Raw genomic sequence first — 16,272 nt, 5'->3', positions numbered from 1 at the left:
GCCTTTCTTGCGCTTTTTGGGCTTTTCGGTTTCGGCAACGGGTTGAGATATATCAACAGGCGCCTCGGTTACCGCTGCGGGCTTAGGTTTCGGTAAATCCATATCTGCGGGACGGTCGTCTGTCACGATCTTGTCCAACGACTCGGCGAAGCTATTTTTCTTTTTGGGTGCTGCTTGTTCGGTTTTAGCCACTACCGGTGTAGTATCCGCGGGCATTTCAGCCTTGGGCGCTTCCTCGGCCAGGGGTTTCTCTTCCGGCGCCTGTTCTCCGGCAGCTTTTTCTTCCGCGGGTTTTTCCGCGGCTTTCTTTGCCAGGGCGGCCTCCACATCGGCCTGCACGTTATTGATTAGTTCTTTTTGTTCCGCCGTTGCACTTTCGCTGGAAATGCGTGTTACCGCTACCGCTTCCCCTTCAGAGGTTTTTTCCGCGGGTTGGGCGCCCCCGGCCCCGGAGGACTTCAGGGAGGCGAACGTCTGCAGGTCGTACAGGGCCCAGTCCTGGTCTTCGGTATTCTTCAGCAGGTAGCCATAATCGCGGCCGCCGACGAGGCGGATGGTGAATTGCTGTTCGGGGGCTCCGCCTTTCGGGAAGCCGATCGTCACGGGCCACTTGCCGGGCTCCATCCGGGGAAGGATGAGATACCCTTTCACGGAGGAGCTCAACAGCTTGCCGCCGTCCAGTTTCACGTAAAAGGGCTGGTGCTTCTCGTGCTGAATATATACGAAATACGACGCATCCTGCGCAGCAAGACCTGTGGCGATTAACAGGCTGCACGCCAGATACAACAGTTTTAGTTTGATTGAATGCATAATGATGTCTGATACAAATATTATTCCAGCACAATGAGCACTTCGCCTTTTTCAACGGCTTTCCGCTCAGTAACCCTGATTTCTTTCACAACGGCGTCCGCCGTGGATTTGAATACGTTCTCCATTTTCATGGCTTCCAGGATGAGCACGGGGTCCCCTTTCCGGATAGCCTGCCCGGGTTCCACGAGTATTTTCAGCACCATGCCGGGCATGGGCGCCTTTATATCGTTCACTTTCCGGGTTGCCGCCTCGCTGAGGCCCATGGAGGCAAGAAGACGGTCCATCGGCCCCTCAAGCCCCACTTCATACACCGATTGCCCGATCCGGAGGGTCACGGTCTTCTCGGCCCGGTCGGTCCCGACCACTTCGGCCACGAAGCTTTTCCCGTCCATAAGAATGCTGAAACCGCCGGAAGGCAAGGGTTCCGCACTCCAGGCAACGGGCTTCCCGTCGCACTCCGGAGTGCCGCTGGCGCCCGAAGGATTTATTTCATACGGCTTGCGGCCGTTCACAGTAGCTTTGATCATATAAAAATCATGTCCTATCTGTACAAAAATAACAATTTTAACCGCTTGCGTCGTTTTTGGGCCATTTGTTTAAATTTGACCCCTGCCCTCCGGGAGGGCGCTTATTTTTGAACAAATCGTTTTGCATGTATTTATCATCTAAAAAAGTTCCGGCTCTCCTGTTAGCCGGAATCACCATGCTGGGCCTCTGCTCCCCTGTTTTCTCGCAAACAGCGGAAAGCAAAGAAGATCCGCTACTCAACATTTACCGGGCATCCCCCACCAAAATCAACAATGTAGTCCACACCAAGCTCGATGTGCGCTTTGATTACGCCAAACGACAACTCATCGGCAAGGCCTGGATCACCCTCAAACCCCACTTTTATCCCACCGACAGCCTTACGCTCGACGCCAAAGGCATGGACATCCGCACCGTTTCCCTCGTTCAGACCGCCGGCGCCACCGTGGCCAAATTCCCGTCAGACGGCCTCCTGAAAGCCGCGCGCACCACACCCCTCCAGTACGAATACGACGGGAAAACCATCCGCGTCAAACTCAACAAAACTTACAGCAGCAACGATTCCTATATTGTATATGTAGATTATACCGCTAAGCCAGACGAATGGAAAGCCGAAGGCAGCGCGGCCATCACCGACGCCAAAGGCCTCTATTTCATCAACCCCGACGGCACAGATCCCAAAAAACCAATCCAGATCTGGACCCAGGGCGAAACGGAAGCCTCCTCGGTATGGTTCCCCACCATCGACAAAACCAACCAGCGCACCACCTCCGAGATCTCCATGACGGTCGACAAAAAGTACGTCACCCTCTCCAACGGCAAGCTGATCAGCCAAAAAGCCAATGCCAACGGTACCCGTACCGACACCTGGCGCATGGAGCTCCCCCACGCCCCTTACCTCTTTATGATGGCCGTGGGCGAATTTGCCGTGGTGAAAGACAGCTGGCGCGGTAAAGAAGTAAACTATTACGTGGAAAAGGAGTATGGCCCCCACGCAAAAGCCATCTTCGGCAATACGCCCGAAATGATGACCTTCTTCTCCAAAATGCTCGGCTACGACTACCCCTGGGTGAAATACAGCCAGATCGTGGTGCGCGACTACGTTTCCGGCGCCATGGAAAATACCACCGCCTCCATTTTCGGTGATTTCGTGCAAAAAACCGACCGCGAGCTGCTCGACGACGACGAGCGCCTCGGCGAGTCCGTCATTGCACACGAGCTGTTCCACCACTGGTTCGGCGACCTCGCCACCTGCGAGTCCTGGAGCAACCTTACCATGAACGAATCTTTCGCCGACTACAGCGAATACCTCTGGTTCGAACACAAGTTCGGTAAAGACGCGGCGGATGAACACGGCTACAATTCCATGCACAATTACATGGAATCCGCCCAGTACCGCGGCGACCATCACCTGGTACGCTTCCATTACCACAGCCAGGAGGATATGTTCGACGCCATCACTTACCAAAAAGGCGGCCGCATCCTGCATATGCTGCGCAACTACCTGGGCGACGAAGCCTTCTTCAAATCCATGAACCTCTACCTGAAAACCAACGCCTTCAAAGCCACGGAATCCCACCACTTCCGCCTCGCCGCGGAAGAAGTGACCGGGCAGGACCTGAACTGGTTCTTCAACCAATGGTACTTCGGCAAGGGATATCCTACGCTGGATATCGCCTACGACTATAGCAAGCCCGGATTCGCCGGTGTAACGATCGAGCAGAAGGGCGAGAAGATCTTCGACCTCCCCATCGCGATCGACGTGTACGAAGGCGGCAAAAAGACCCGCCACAAAGTGCGCATTACGGAGAAGACGAGCCATTTCAGCTTCCCCGTAAACGGAAAGCCTGATTTCGTGAATGTGGACGGCGACAAGATCCTCATTCTCGAAAAAACTGACCGCCGTAACCTGGCCACTTACGTTTTCCAATATAAAAACGCGCCTACCTACCGCGACCGCCGCGAGGCTATCGAAGAGTGCCTGAAACAGCAGACTGGCAACGCGGATGCCCGCGCCACAGTGATCGCTGCACTGAAAGACAAGTTCGAAGGCCTCCGCGCCATCGCCATCGCTGGCCTCAAAATGGATAACAACGACGTAAAAACCGCCGCCCTGCCCATTTTGCTCGATCTCGCGAAGAACGATCCCGCAGCGCCGGTGCGCGCCGCTTCCCTCAAGCAGATCAGCAAACTGAAGGATCCGCAGTACGTAGCGCTGTTTGAAGCCGCACTGAAAGACCGCTCCTACCTCGTGGAAGGCGCCGGACTCGTGGGCCTCGCCGACCTCGACCTGAAAAAGGCATACCCGCTCGCCAAATCCATGGAGAAAGACGCCCGTGGCGCCCTCGGTACCGCGATCGCCAACGTATACGCCCAGAACGGCAGCGAAGCGGATGTGCCCTACTTCGCCACCAACCTCGCCAACAGCACCGGGCAGGATAAAATCGGCGCCGCCATCCTCTACCTGGGCATCCTCGGCCAGATCGACAATACCGCTCTGGTCACCAAAGGCGTGGACGACGTGACCGATGCCATCACCTCCTTCAATAACAACTGGGTGAACAACTACATCATGAACCTGATGCAGCCCATCGCGAAGAAAAAGCAGGAGAAAGCCGCCGCTTCATCCGGCGAGCTCCGCAACGAGCTCAGCAAACAGGCCAGCCACATCCTGCAAACCGTGCAGAAGATCAAGGAACAAACCAAGGAAGATTAATGATGATAGCGCCGGCCCCGGTTCTCTGACCCGGCCGCCGTTGTGTCACTCACTTCCGCTTCCGATATCCTTTTCAGCAGCTCTCCATCCGGGGAGCTGCTTTTTTTATGGTATTTATTACCGGGCTTTGTTATCTTCAACTCATAAAATTCCACAGCCCGATGCTATCACCCTTGTTACTGGTCCTTCTTTCCATACTCCTGCTGATTGCCCTGATTATGTGGGCGAAACTCGACACCTTCATCTCATTTATTATCGTCAGCATCCTGCTGGCCCTGGCCTGCGGACTCGACGGCCCCGCCATCGGCAAATCCATTACCGGCGGCATCGGCGCCACCCTTGGGTCGCTCGTCACCATCCTGGGCTTCGGCGCCATGCTGGGCAAGCTGGTGGCCGACAGCGGCGCCGCGCAACGGATTACTTCATCGATGATCCGGATTTTCGGCATCCCCAGGATTCAATGGGGCATGGCGCTGGCCGGGTTGCTCGTAGGCATCCCGATGTTTTACACCGCCGGCTTCGTGATCGTGGTACCCCTGATCTTTGCCACGGGCCTTTCCACCAGACTGCCCCTGCTGTATCTCGGCATCCCAATGATTTCGGCATTATCCACCGCCCACGGCTTTTTACCCCCGCACCCCTCCCCCACAGCCATCAGCCAGCAACTGGGAGCAGACCTGGGCAAGACGCTCGTATACGGCCTTATCATCGCCATCCCCACCATCGCCATCGCCGGTCCCCTGTTCGGCAGCACACTACGGAAAATGGAAGTTACACCCGAACAAGGGCTCGTACAGATTCAGCAACGGCCGGACAATGAGCTGCCAGGACTGGGCATCAGCCTCTTCACCGCGCTGCTCCCCCTCATACTCCTCACCATCACCACGGCCCTCGATCCCTTCATGGCGCCTGGCAGCCCCCTGCGACCGGCGGTATCCATTATCGGAGATCCTAATATCGCCATGCTGCTTTCGCTCCTGGCCGCCATCTACTTCCTCGGGCTTCGCCGCGGAACAGGCATGAAATCACTCATGAAATCCCTCGAAACTGCATTCAAAGACGTGGCCCCGATCATGCTCATCATCGCCGGCAGCGGCGTTTTTATGCAGGTGATCAAAGACGGTGGAATCAACACCTATATTGGCCAGTCCATGCAAGGGCTCGCCTTATCCCCGCTGGTACTGGGCTGGCTGATTGCAGCGGCCATACGCGTTTGCGTAGGATCCGCCACGGTAGCGGGACTTACCACCGTCGGCATTCTCCTACCCATCATCCAGCAGCAACAGGTTCACCCCGAACTGATGGTACTTTCCATCGGGGCGGGCAGTCTCATGTTCAGCCACGTGAACGATGGCGGCTTCTGGTTGTTTAAGGAATACTTCAATCTTACCCTGAAACAGACTTTCGCCACCTGGTCCGTCATGGAAACCATCGTATCGGTCTGCGGGTTGCTCGGCGTGCTCGCCCTGCAGGCGTTTTTGTAAACGGGTTAACATGCTGGGTGATTTATATGTGTAGTGTTGGATGGAGCAGGTGAAGGGAAAAAAGGCCGCCGGTTTTATATACCTGAAAATTTAAAAAAAACGAAACGAACCCATCAGAAACAGTTGAAGTCATGATCTGTATCATGCTCCCCATACTTCAAACCGGGTAATTTCATACATCGGGTTTCGTCCTGAAAAAGATTTACAGCATGGTTACTGTATAGTTACCGTATAGTTACTGTATAGTTACTGTATATTAACTGTATGGTTAAAGCATATAGGCGGAATACATTACCCTTGCTGAATGCACGGAGTATCCCCGGAGTATCCCCGGAGTATCCCCGAAGTATCCCCGGAGTATCCCCGAAGTATCCATGACGTATCCCCTGGGTAAACTAGAGCGGTAGCTGTCTCCGCCCATTTGTTTTCGCTATCATGATGATATGCATCGAAACTGCCAGCACTGCAAATAATATTCAGGGAATGCCCAATATTGTTGCAAAAACTGCAACTAAACCACTTTGAAATGCAAAAAATATTAGGTTAACTTTAAACAAATTTCCTGATGAACGTAGCCGAAAATTTTGCGGCACTGGGCCTGGTCCTGCCACCGCCGCCCGCGCCTAAAGGAGTGTACAAACCCCTGATGATCGTCGATAAATTCGTCTACGTCTCCGGCCACGGGCCTGTTCTGCCAGACGGTTCGCTCCTGCACGGAAAAGCCGGGCAAGATGTCAACGCCGACGGCGCCAAGCTCGCCGCCCAGCAGGTAGGGCTCACCATCCTCTCCACCCTCGTGGCGCAACTCGGTTCGCTCAACCGGATCAAAAGAGTCATCAAAATCCTGGGAATGGTCAACGCCACCCCGGAATTCGGCACCCATCCGCACGTCATCAACGGATGCAGCGAACTGTTTGTCAAAATCTGGGGCCAGGAAAACGGCGTCGGCGTCAGAAGCGCCGTAGGCATGGGCTCCCTCCCGGATAACATCACCGTGGAGATCGAAGCTATTTTTGAATTATCAGATTAAAACATACATGCAACCTGCCACTCAACAACCTGTTATTTCCCCGTCGGAACTACCTTCCCCGGTCTTGCTCGTGTTTCCCGAACACATTTCCGAAAATATCCGCCTGATGATCGACATGGCCGGCGGGCCCGAAAGGCTCATGCCCCATGTCAAAACCCATAAAATGGCGCCGGTGGTGAGGATGCAGCTCAACCAGGGTATCCGCCGATTCAAATGCGCAACGCTCGCCGAAGCCCGCATGCTCGCAGAAACCGGTGCGCCCGACATCCTGCTCGCCTACCAGCTCAACGCCCCCATGGCCCAGGCTTTCGTAGACCTTCAACAGCAGTATCCCGCGTCCCGCTTCGCTTCGCTGACCGACAACGCCGCCTCCGCCCGGCTCATGAACGACCTTCACGCGCCGCACGGCTCCAAAGCCCGCCTGTACATCGATATAGACGACGGCATGCGGCGCACCGGCATCACTTCCGAAAAAGCCGCACCGCTCTGGCGGGAACTCCAGTCGCTACCCAACGTGGAACCCGCCGGGCTGCACGTTTACGACGGCCACATCCGTGCATCCGATATCGAATCGCGCACCCGGGAGTGCAACGAAGCCTTCGCCGCGGTGGAGCAGCTCGCCGCGCAAATCCATCCCCCTGAAATCATCGCCGGCGGAACACCCACTTTCCCCATCCACGCCCGCCGGGCCAACGTCACCCTCAGCCCCGGCACCTGCCTGCTGTGGGACGAAGGCTACGGCACCGGCCTCCCCGACCAGCATTTTGTGGTGGCCGCGCAACTCCTCACCCGCGTGATTTCCAAACCGCAGGAAGGCCACATCACGCTGGACCTGGGGCATAAAGCGGTATCCGCCGAAAATCCCATCACAAAGCGCGTTTTCTTCCCCGCGCTCAAAACGTACGAGGTTATTTCCCAAAGCGAAGAGCACCTCGTCGTAAAAACACCGGAAGCGGACAAATGGCAGGTTGGCGACGTATTGTATGGGACACCCTGGCACGTATGCCCCACTGTGGCGTTATACAACGAAGCCCTCGTCATCGAAAACGGCAGCAATACCGGCACCTGGGCCATTGCCCGCGGACGGCTACTCTGACAATACTTCAATCTGGATATATCTATGCAATCAGTGATTTTTGACGCGCACCTGGACCTGAGCATGAACGCCCTGGAGTGGAACCGCGACCTCACCACCTCCGTTCAGGCTATCCGCGACCGGGAGAAAGGCCTCACCGATAAACCCGACCGCGAACGCGGCACCGTTTCGCTCCCCGAGATGCGCAAAGGCCGGGTAGGCCTGTGCGTGGCCACGCAGATCGCGCGGTACGTGGGGCTCGATAATCCCCTGCCCGGCTGGCATTCGCAGGAACAGGCCTGGGCGCAGACGCAGGGACAGCTCGCCTGGTACCAGGCCATGGTCTCACGTGGTGAAATGACGCAAATCACGAATGCCGACCAACTTTCCGCCCACCTCAAACTCTGGGAAACCGCGGAAGACACCAGTTCCCTCCCCGTGGGTTTCATCCTCAGCCTCGAGGGCGCCGATTCGTTCTACGAACTGGCCTGCGTCGAAAAAGCCTGGGCTTATGGGCTCCGCGCGATCGGACCGGCGCATTACGGCCCAGGCGTATATGCTTACGGCACCGATTCTACCGGCGGGCTAGGCACCAAAGGCCGCGCGCTGCTCAAGGAAATGGACCGCCTCGGCTTCATCCTCGATGCCACGCACCTTTGCGACGAAAGTTTTACCGAAGCGATGGATATTTATACCGGTCCCGTTTGGGCCAGTCATCATAACAGCCGCGCGCTGGTGCCGCACAACCGCCAGTTCAGCGACGAGCAGTTTTCGCTGCTGATCCAGCGCGGGGCTGTGATCGGTACCGCCTTCGACGCCTGGATGCTCATCCCGGGCTGGCAGCGCGGCAAGAGTACACCAGAAAACACCGGCGTTTCGCTGGAACATGTGGCCAACCACATCGATCATATCTGCCAGCTCGCCGGCAATTCGCATCATGCCGCCATCGGCTCCGACCTCGACGGCGCATTCGGCTCCGAGCAATCGCCCGGAGACCTCGGCACGATCGCGGGCCTCCAGAAAGTGCCTGATATCCTCCGCAGGCGCGGGTACAAGAGCAACGACATCGACAACATCATGTACAAAAACTGGATCCGCTTTTTGCTGGACGCCTGGAAATAACCAATGCTGCAAAAGAAAAGGGCTGAAGCAATTCAGCCCTCGTTTTTGGGGTTTGTTCCTGTTTTTCGAGTTACCGGTGTGTCTTTTAATGGCTATATGAAGTAGTATCGTTGCAGTTTGACGGTCATGTTCCCGCTTCCCGGCCGCCGTTGTGTCACTCACTTGTGCGGCAGGAAGTTTTTCATCCCTGCACCCGGCAAGCAAGCTATTTCTTCAGTCAGTACGCTACTGTAGCCGGTTTCATTCTCAATAAGTCAGTTCGATCTGCCCGCGGATCTCGCCGCCGGGGTGGTTGGCGGTGTGAATGTTCACGTACCATTTACCGGCCAGGAGGTCTTCTTCCAGCTGGTTGGTACCGTTCAGCGTGAAACTCGTTGAAAATGTGCCGCTTTGTGTGAGCGGAAGTATCGGCGTAAAATTCTGCAGGACACCGGCATTTGCGCCTTTGGCGGCCGGTCCGTGGATATGCGCGAGGGTGGCATTGCCGCTCAGGCCCTGCCAGCGCACGGTGATCGTCAATTGTTTGGATTCCCGGTTATACGAGGCATCAAAATTCCCCGTGGCGGTGGTGGTAACCGCGGGAAATTCCTGTCCGCCGCTCATGGGAGCGTTGTTGGCGGTATACAGTTTATCGTCTTTATCCTTTTTGCAGGAAACCGCCGGGAGGCAGCACACTATTAACAGGCCTAACGCCCAGGCACGCAAGTTTTTCATATCGGCTTTTCAGGAGAATACGGCGCTCGCCTGCAAAGGGTTGCCTGCTTCTTTTCCGCAGCCGTATTTCGCTTTACATCTTCACCACTTTCCCTTCAATGGTGCTCCACCGCCAGGGGGTATCATGAAGCGGCAGCCCGCCCAACCAGGCGTTGGCGAAATCCGCCAGCGACAGGTAATCGATTTCCCCGCGCAACACCTGGCCGCCGGTTTCCGTTATTTCCAGGGTTTCTCCGGTGCGGATGATGACCCCAGCCTCCGCCATCCGGCTGATAACAGCCGCCAATTGGAAATCCCCGAACCCATAAACCTTCTTTTCCTTCCAAAGCCTTTCATAGAGCTGGTGATCAACCGACGGACCTTCCGCCAGCTGCTCCAGGAAAAAACGCTCGATGCTGTTCAGCCCGTCTTCCGCCGACGGCAGGCGTTGCAGGTGCGCAAGGAGCGCGCTGCCGAGAAACGGGAGGTTCGGAGCGGACCTGCCGGTGAGCGCTTCCAGGGCGAGGGGGTTATTGTTGGTGTAGGCTTCCCAGGCGGCGGAAGCCAGCTGCCAGTCGGCCGCCTCCAGGTAACTGCGGTTTTCGAACAGGGCGGGCAGCTGGGCTGGCCGGAGCATGCCTATACCCCTGAAATCCGGCACGTCGGGGTGGCTGCCCGGTTGCACCACGCTGACGCGGGGCATGGGTGTATTGAGGCGCAAAAGATAATTGATAAGGAAAACCAGGTTGACCTGGCAGAACAGGTCAAATTCGAACCACAACACGATTTCCTCGTATTGCGATGCCTGCTGGAGCATTTTGCGGGCTTGGGCGATATCCGCCAGGTAGGTTTCGCGGTTGATGCCGTAGACGGTTTGCAGATGATCCGCCCTTTTTTCGAAAAACCGGCCGATGTCGCAGCCGGCAGGGGTCATGCCTTCGCTGAGCATTTCGCGCCAGGCGAGCGGCTGGCCGGGCAGACCGCTCTTTTCGAATATTTCCCGCGTTGCGTCGCCGTTCAGGATTTGGAGTAACATAAAATAAAAACGGATTTTCAGTCAGGTAACGAATGTAACGATTAATTACACACCACGATGACTGAAAATCCGCTGCAGGACTCACTTACAGGTTTGTGTGGCTACCAGCTGCCGCCGGCGCCGCCACCTCCGCTGGAGCCTCCGCCGAAACCGCCGAAGCCACCTCCGCCGAAGCCACCGCCTCCGCCGCCCCAACCGCCGCCACGGCTACCGCCTCCACCGAGACTGCTGCCGATCATGCCGCCGAGAATACCGCCAATGACACTGTCGCCACGCCGGGAGATCACCCTGCCGCCGCCTCCACCGCCTCCGCCACGGGAGCCGAAGATCACGACGAGAATAATTATAAGTATGATGAGCCCGAAGAGTCCGCCTCCGCCGCCTTCGCCGCGGGAATTGCTGCGGGGCACACCTTTATATTCCCCGGCTGCGGCTGCGAAGATTTTGTCTACCGCTTCGTCGAGCCCCTGGTAATAATGCCCCTGCTGGAATGCGGGCTTGATAATTTTATTGACAATGCCGAAGGCCACGGCATCAGGGACGGATCCTTCCATGCCGTAACCGGTGATGATCCGCATCTTGCGGTCGTCCATCGCGGCGAGGATGAGCACGCCATTGCTTTTGGGGCCGCCGATGCCCCATTCGCGAAAGAGTTTCAGACCATAATCGAAGGCATCGTAATCGCCGGTGGTTTTGACAAGGACGATGGCGATCTGGGAGGAGGTGCTATCGTCGTATGCCACGAGCTTCCTTTCCAGCTCGTCGACTTCCGACTGCACGAGGGCACCCGCGTAGTCGTTTACCAACCGCTCCGGCACGGGCTTTTTCGGAACATCCTGCGCGAAGGCGCCCAGGCCGAGCCATACCAGCCCGAGGGCCAGTAACCAGCGAAGGCATCCTATTTTTTAAGCTTGTGCATCATTATCCGTATCTACTTTCCAAAAACAATATCGTCCGGCAGCTCGTTGGCGTCACCGGATTCAAAGGGGAAATACCTGAGGAGGGATTCCCCGATTTCTTTCACGCAAACTTCGATGCCTTCCACGATGCGCTGACCGGAAAAGTGGTGGCGCAGCAGGTCGGCTTCATGTTTCCAGAAGTCGTCGCCCACTTTTTCGTGGATGCCCTGGTCGCCCAGGATGGCGAACTGGTGGTCGCGCAGGGCGATGTACAGGAGTACGCCGTTGCGTTGCCTGGTTTTTTCCATGCCGAGGGAGAGGAAGGCTTCGCGGGCGCGGTCCATGGGGTCCACGTATTCGCAATGGCTTTCCACGAACAGGCGTATTTCGCCGGAGGTGAGCCTTTCGGCGAGCCGGATGGCCTGCACGAGGCGGGTTTTCTCCTCTTCGGTAAAGAATTCCTTTTTCTTAAAGGGGAACAGTTTCATGGGAAACGTATGTTAGGCATCCTGTAAAAGACGGCCGGGGGCAGTGTTTGCTGCCCCCGGGCCGTCCATTAGGGAGGCGATGTTGCTAGAATTGCACTTTGGGCGCCTTCTCGGAGCCCTCCGCCGCCTTGAAGTATCCTTTTTCCTTAAACCCGCCGATGCCGGCGATGAGGTTGTTGGGGAAGGTGCGGATGGAGCTGTTGAAGGTGTTAACAGCCGCGTTGAAGTCGTTCCGGGCAACCGAGATTCGGTTTTCCGTGCCTTCGATCTGGGCCATGAGGGTCTGGAACTGCTCGGTGGTCCGCAATTGAGGATATTGCTCAACGGTCACGAGCAAACGGCTGAGCGCTCCGCCCAGTTCGCTCTGTGCCTGCTGGAATTTCGCGATGTTTTCGGGGGAAAGATCGTTGGCGTTCACCTGAACGGATGAGGCTTTAGAGCGGGCTTCGATTACCTTGGTAAGGGTTTCCTGCTCGAAGTTGGCAGAACCTTTCACGGTGCTTACCAGGTTGTCGATCAAATCTGCCCGGCGTTGGTACTGGGTTTCCACGTTGCCCCACGCTTTTTGAACGTTCTCGTCGCTCTTCACCATTCCGTTGTACTTGCTGCAACCGAAAAATCCGAGGAGCACCAGGAGAATGATCACAATGATTCCAGTTTTCATATTGATTCTTTTTTTAATGAAATTAACGGGTATGCCCAAACCTACAAGAAATAACGGAAAGCGCAAAAACTGCTTTGGCGTAAAACGGTTACCAGCAAAGTTCCAGCGGTTACCAAATCATCCTTTGCAATCGTCAGAAAGTTGAAAATGGGATGGTGAAAAATATCTATGTTTGATCCGGATTTCCACCGGTACCAGAAAGTGAAAACAACCACGGAAAAACCATGAGAATGCCAATCCTGTGATAGTTATGACACGGACGTAACAGTCCGGTGTTCGCTAACTCACTAATTTTTATTAACTTACTAAAAGTCATCTGCGTACATAAAATGAGTGCACAACATATCCACATCCTTTATATAGATGATGAAATTCACAATCTGAATGCTTTTAAGGCCTCTTTCAGAAGAATTTATACGGTGCAGACCGCAGAATCGGCCGAGGAAGCGTACAAATTACTGGAGGACCACGAATTTCACATCATTATTTCGGATCAGCGCATGCCCAAAATGACAGGGATCGAGTTTTTCGAATCCATCCTGAACAAGTACCCCGAGCCCATCCGCATCCTGCTGACCGGTTACGCCGACATCAACGCGGTGATCGACGCCATCAACAAGGGCCAGGTGTACAAGTATTTCTCCAAGCCCTGGAACGACGAGGAGCTTCGCCACAACATCGAGAAGGCGTATGAGGTGTACGCCCTCCGCAAGGAGAACCGGGAGCTGACGGAAAAACTCCTCAGCGTGAACGAGCAGCTGGAGTTCCTGCTCCGGCAGAAGCTGATTTCCTGAGCGCAAACAATTTCGTAATATTTGAAGAAGGAAGGGTACGCCCTTCCTTTTTTGTGCCCCTTTTCCCGGCAAGAAAAGCTGAAAAGCCCCGCAGCCGTACAAGTGAGTGACACAACGGCGGCCCGGGCAGCGGACTTTCCGGCGGCCGGTTATCATTTTTCCCCTCACGGAAACGGGCCGTGCGGCATTTTCCTTTAAATTGCGTCCATTGTGAACGTTTAATAGCTCAAAAATGCAAGTTTGGAAAGATTACCAGGCCCAGCACAAAGACCGTTTCCTGAACGAGTTGCTGGAACTGTTGAGGATCCCCTCCGTCAGCGCGGACTCCCGCCATAATGAAGACACGAAACGCTGCGCGGAAGCCGTGAAGCAAAGGCTGGTAGAAGCAGGTGCTGACAATGTGGAGGTATGCCCGACTGCCGGTCATCCTATTGTTTACGGCGAAAAGATCATCGACGCCAAACTCCCTACCGTACTCGTTTACGGCCACTACGACGTGCAGCCGCCCGATCCCCTCGACCTGTGGGACAGCCCGCCGTTCGAGCCCGTGATCAAAGACAACAAGATTTACGCGCGCGGCTCCGCCGACGATAAAGGCCAGTTTTACATGCACGTGAAAGCGTTTGAGACCATGTTCAACACCAATACCCTGCCCTGCAACGTGAAATTCATGATCGAAGGCGAGGAAGAAGTGGGCTCCGGCAACCTGGGCAAATTCCTTTCGGAAAATAAAGACAAGCTGGCGGCCGATGTGGTGCTGATTTCCGACACGGCCATGATCAGCCTCGACACGCCTTCGCTCGACACCGGCCTCCGCGGGCTGGCGTACATGGAAGTGGAAGTGACCGGCCCCAACCGCGACCTGCACTCCGGCGTTTACGGCGGCGCCGTGGGCAACCCCGCCACCATCCTGGCGAAAATGATCGCGTCCCTGCACGACGAAAACAACCACATCACCATCCCCGGCTTCTACGACGACGTGGTGGTGCTCACCGACGAAGAGCGCAAAGCCCTCAACAGCGCGCCTTACGACGAGGCGGAATATAAGCAGGACCTGGGCGTGGACGAGCTTTGGGGCGAGAAAGGCTATTCCACTTTCGAGCGTACCGGCACGCGTCCTACCTGCGAGGTGAACGGGATCTGGGGCGGTTATACCGGCGAAGGCGCCAAAACGGTGTTGCCTTCCAAGGCTTTCGCCAAGATTTCCATGCGCCTGGTACCGAACCAGGACTGGGAAAAGATCTCCGAGCTGTTCGCCAAGCACTTCGCTTCGATCGCTCCCGCATCGGTAAAAGTCAAGGTAACGCCCCACCATGGCGGCGCTGCGTATGTGACGCCTACGGATTCCGTGGCTTTCAAGGCAGCCAGCGAAGCTATCAATGCGACCTTTGGCAAGCAGCCCATCCCGGTTCGCGGCGGCGGTTCCATTCCCATCGTGGCCTTGTTCGAGAAGATCCTCGGGCTGAAAACGGTGCTCATGGGCTTCGGGCTCGACAGCGACAACCTGCACTCCCCCAACGAGAAGTATGGGATCGACAACTATTACAAAGGCATCGAAACCATTCCTTATTTCCACAAGTACTTTGCGGAACTGAGCGGCAAGTAACGCCTTGATGATAAAAGAGAAAGCCCGGCTGGTGAGGACCAGGCCGGGCTTTTTTTATGGTATATAATCCTTGTTATTTTCTTACCGCCGCGATGCCGGGGAGCTCCTTGCCTTCGAAGAACTCGAGCATGGCGCCGCCGCCGGTGGATACGTAGCTCACCTTGTCGGCCAGGCCGAACTGGTTTACCGCGGCTACGGAGTCGCCGCCGCCCACGAGGGAGAAGGCGCCTTTTTCGGTCGCTTTCACAATCGCGTCGGCGATGGCTTTGGTACCGTTTTGGAAGGCGGGCATTTCGAATACGCCCATGGGTCCGTTCCAGAGGATGGTTTTGCTATTGGCGATCACTTCGCTGAAGGCGGCGATGGATTTTTGCCCGATGTCGAGGCCCATCCAGCCGGCGGGGATGTTGTCGTTGGAGACTTCCTGGGTGTTGGCGTCTGCCGCGAACTTGTCAGCCGCGATGGAATCTTCGGGGATGAGGAGCTGTACACCGAGGGATTTCGCCTTGGCGAGCAGTTCGTTGGCGAGGTCGAGTTTATCGTTTTCCACGAGGGAGTTGCCGATTTCCTTGCCCTGCGCTTTGAGGAAGGTGTATGCCATGCCGCCGCCGATGATGATATTATTGGCTTTGGTCATGAGGTTTTCGATGATGAGGATTTTGTCGGACACTTTGGCGCCGCCGAGAATGGCGGTGAAGGGTTTTTCTGCGCTGTGGAGCACTTTTTCGGCGCTCGCGGTTTCCGCTTCCATGAGGAGGCCGAACATTTTTTTGTCTTTCGGGAAGAATTCGGCGATCACGGCGGTGGATGCGTGGGCGCGGTGGGCGGTGCCGAAGGCGTCGTTTACGTAGATGTCGCCCAGTTTGGCCAGTTTTTCGGCGAAGGCTTTATCGCCTTTTTCCTCTTCTTTATGGAAGCGGAGGTTTTCCAGGAGGAGGACTTCACCCATCTGGAGGTTGGCGGCCGCGGTTTCGGCGGTTTCGCCGATGCAGTCTTCCGCGAATTTCACGGTAGCGCCGTCGAGCAGTTTGATGAGGCGGTTTACCAGGTGGCGGAGGGAATATTTTTCGGAGGGGCCGTCTTTCGGGCGTCCGAGGTGGCTCATGAGGATGACGGCGCCACCATCAGCGAGGATTTTTTTGATGGTGGGGGCGGCGGCCTGCATGCGGGTGTCGTCGGTGATTTCGCGCTGTTCGTTGAGGGGCACGTTGAAATCGACGCGCACTACGGCTTTCTGGCCTTTGAAATTATGCTGGGAGAATTGGCTCATGTTGTTTTCGATTTAGGAAAGTAAAGACAAAAAACCCTCCGCGGGCTGTTGTGGCAGCTG

15 protein-coding genes (1 of these 15 only partly in view) are annotated in these 16,272 nt (G+C 56.0%); 7 read left to right on the top strand and 8 right to left on the bottom strand.

The genetic code is table 11. The features are described 5' to 3' along the window. Both WJU16_RS16905 and WJU16_RS16900 read right to left on the bottom strand, forming a co-directional pair. A protein-coding gene (locus tag WJU16_RS16905) for a DUF4476 domain-containing protein (protein WP_341834657.1) crosses the window boundary here: on the bottom strand, nucleotides 1-810 show its 5' portion. The gene continues 780 nt to the left of window position 1, outside the view; 810 of the gene's 1,590 nt are visible here — the first part of the coding sequence; its start codon is at nucleotides 808-810; the stop codon falls past the left edge of the window. Between the two features lie 20 nt (nucleotides 811-830). Beyond that, on the bottom strand, nucleotides 831-1,337 hold the full coding sequence (locus WJU16_RS16900; RefSeq protein WP_341834656.1) for a biotin/lipoyl-containing protein: 507 nt from the start codon (nucleotides 1,335-1,337) through the stop codon (nucleotides 831-833). Between the two features lie 125 nt (nucleotides 1,338-1,462). Between WJU16_RS16900 and WJU16_RS16895 the strand changes: the two genes are divergently transcribed. The 5 genes from WJU16_RS16895 (at nucleotide 1,463) to WJU16_RS16875 (ending at nucleotide 8,762) form a co-directional block, all read left to right on the top strand. Then, complete coding sequence (locus tag WJU16_RS16895) at nucleotides 1,463-4,051, top strand: M1 family aminopeptidase (RefSeq protein WP_341834655.1); 2,589 nt, start codon at nucleotides 1,463-1,465, stop codon at nucleotides 4,049-4,051. 161 nt (nucleotides 4,052-4,212) lie between these two features. Next, nucleotides 4,213-5,535 (top strand): gluconate:H+ symporter, encoded by a 1,323-nt coding sequence (locus WJU16_RS16890; RefSeq protein WP_341834654.1) that lies wholly within the window; start codon nucleotides 4,213-4,215, stop codon nucleotides 5,533-5,535. A 565-nt stretch (nucleotides 5,536-6,100) separates the two neighbouring features. Next, nucleotides 6,101-6,565: a RidA family protein gene (locus WJU16_RS16885; RefSeq protein ID WP_341834653.1), complete on the top strand. Its 465-nt coding sequence runs from the start codon at nucleotides 6,101-6,103 to the stop codon at nucleotides 6,563-6,565. A gap of 7 nt (nucleotides 6,566-6,572) precedes the next feature. Then, on the top strand, nucleotides 6,573-7,661 hold the full coding sequence (locus tag WJU16_RS16880; protein WP_341834652.1) for a D-TA family PLP-dependent enzyme: 1,089 nt from the start codon (nucleotides 6,573-6,575) through the stop codon (nucleotides 7,659-7,661). Nucleotides 7,662-7,685: 24 nt separating this feature from the next. Then, nucleotides 7,686-8,762 (top strand): membrane dipeptidase, encoded by a 1,077-nt coding sequence (locus WJU16_RS16875; protein ID WP_341834651.1) that lies wholly within the window; start codon nucleotides 7,686-7,688, stop codon nucleotides 8,760-8,762. Nucleotides 8,763-9,008: 246 nt separating this feature from the next. Here the strand turns inward: WJU16_RS16875 and WJU16_RS16870 are convergent, their stop codons facing one another. The 5 genes from WJU16_RS16870 to WJU16_RS16850 all read right to left on the bottom strand — a co-directional run bounded on the left by WJU16_RS16870 (nucleotide 9,009) and on the right by WJU16_RS16850 (nucleotide 12,542). After that, entirely contained in the window at nucleotides 9,009-9,476 is a 468-nt protein-coding gene (locus tag WJU16_RS16870; RefSeq protein WP_341834650.1) for a CHRD domain-containing protein, read from the bottom strand. 73 nt (nucleotides 9,477-9,549) lie between these two features. After that, nucleotides 9,550-10,491 carry a hypothetical protein gene (locus tag WJU16_RS16865; RefSeq protein ID WP_341834649.1) on the bottom strand — a complete coding sequence of 314 codons (942 nt, stop codon included), beginning with the start codon at nucleotides 10,489-10,491 and terminating at the stop codon, nucleotides 9,550-9,552. Between the two features lie 101 nt (nucleotides 10,492-10,592). Next, nucleotides 10,593-11,309 (bottom strand): TPM domain-containing protein, encoded by a 717-nt coding sequence (locus WJU16_RS16860; RefSeq protein WP_341834648.1) that lies wholly within the window; start codon nucleotides 11,307-11,309, stop codon nucleotides 10,593-10,595. A 113-nt stretch (nucleotides 11,310-11,422) separates the two neighbouring features. Next, nucleotides 11,423-11,878, bottom strand: a complete 456-nt coding sequence (locus WJU16_RS16855) for a TPM domain-containing protein (RefSeq protein WP_298715822.1) — start codon at nucleotides 11,876-11,878, stop codon at nucleotides 11,423-11,425. Nucleotides 11,879-11,963: 85 nt separating this feature from the next. After that, nucleotides 11,964-12,542, bottom strand: coding sequence for a LemA family protein (locus WJU16_RS16850; protein ID WP_341834647.1), 579 nt, complete (start codon nucleotides 12,540-12,542; stop codon nucleotides 11,964-11,966). Nucleotides 12,543-12,871: 329 nt separating this feature from the next. Between WJU16_RS16850 and WJU16_RS16845 the strand changes: the two genes are divergently transcribed. Both WJU16_RS16845 and WJU16_RS16840 read left to right on the top strand, forming a co-directional pair. Next, nucleotides 12,872-13,336 carry a response regulator gene (locus WJU16_RS16845; protein WP_298715824.1) on the top strand — a complete coding sequence of 155 codons (465 nt, stop codon included), beginning with the start codon at nucleotides 12,872-12,874 and terminating at the stop codon, nucleotides 13,334-13,336. 232 nt (nucleotides 13,337-13,568) lie between these two features. After that, entirely contained in the window at nucleotides 13,569-14,942 is a 1,374-nt protein-coding gene (locus tag WJU16_RS16840) for a dipeptidase (RefSeq protein ID WP_341834646.1), read from the top strand. Nucleotides 14,943-15,015: 73 nt separating this feature from the next. On the opposite strand, the gene WJU16_RS16835 is transcribed toward WJU16_RS16840, so the two are convergent. Beyond that, on the bottom strand, nucleotides 15,016-16,212 hold the full coding sequence (locus tag WJU16_RS16835; RefSeq protein ID WP_341834645.1) for a phosphoglycerate kinase: 1,197 nt from the start codon (nucleotides 16,210-16,212) through the stop codon (nucleotides 15,016-15,018). Nucleotides 16,213-16,272: the final 60 nt, after the last annotated feature.

Source organism: Chitinophaga pollutisoli (genome assembly GCF_038396755.1).
GTDB lineage: Bacteria > Bacteroidota > Bacteroidia > Chitinophagales > Chitinophagaceae > Chitinophaga > Chitinophaga pollutisoli.
This window is presented reverse-complemented; position numbering and strand designations above follow the sequence as displayed.

Coding starts and splice junctions, on each gene's coding strand:
- WJU16_RS16890 (WP_341834654.1), top strand. CDS start 4,213: ATGCTATCACCCTTGTTACTGGTCCTTCTTTCCATACTCCTGCTGATT.
- WJU16_RS16865 (WP_341834649.1), bottom strand. CDS start 10,491: ATGTTACTCCAAATCCTGAACGGCGACGCAACGCGGGAAATATTCGAA.
- WJU16_RS16880 (WP_341834652.1), top strand. CDS start 6,573: ATGCAACCTGCCACTCAACAACCTGTTATTTCCCCGTCGGAACTACCT.
- WJU16_RS16850 (WP_341834647.1), bottom strand. CDS start 12,542: ATGAAAACTGGAATCATTGTGATCATTCTCCTGGTGCTCCTCGGATTT.
- WJU16_RS16840 (WP_341834646.1), top strand. CDS start 13,569: ATGCAAGTTTGGAAAGATTACCAGGCCCAGCACAAAGACCGTTTCCTG.
- WJU16_RS16885 (WP_341834653.1), top strand. CDS start 6,101: ATGAACGTAGCCGAAAATTTTGCGGCACTGGGCCTGGTCCTGCCACCG.
- WJU16_RS16855 (WP_298715822.1), bottom strand. CDS start 11,878: ATGAAACTGTTCCCCTTTAAGAAAAAGGAATTCTTTACCGAAGAGGAG.
- WJU16_RS16900 (WP_341834656.1), bottom strand. CDS start 1,337: ATGATCAAAGCTACTGTGAACGGCCGCAAGCCGTATGAAATAAATCCT.
- WJU16_RS16875 (WP_341834651.1), top strand. CDS start 7,686: ATGCAATCAGTGATTTTTGACGCGCACCTGGACCTGAGCATGAACGCC.
- WJU16_RS16895 (WP_341834655.1), top strand. CDS start 1,463: ATGTATTTATCATCTAAAAAAGTTCCGGCTCTCCTGTTAGCCGGAATC.
- WJU16_RS16870 (WP_341834650.1), bottom strand. CDS start 9,476: ATGAAAAACTTGCGTGCCTGGGCGTTAGGCCTGTTAATAGTGTGCTGC.
- WJU16_RS16835 (WP_341834645.1), bottom strand. CDS start 16,212: ATGAGCCAATTCTCCCAGCATAATTTCAAAGGCCAGAAAGCCGTAGTG.
- WJU16_RS16845 (WP_298715824.1), top strand. CDS start 12,872: ATGAGTGCACAACATATCCACATCCTTTATATAGATGATGAAATTCAC.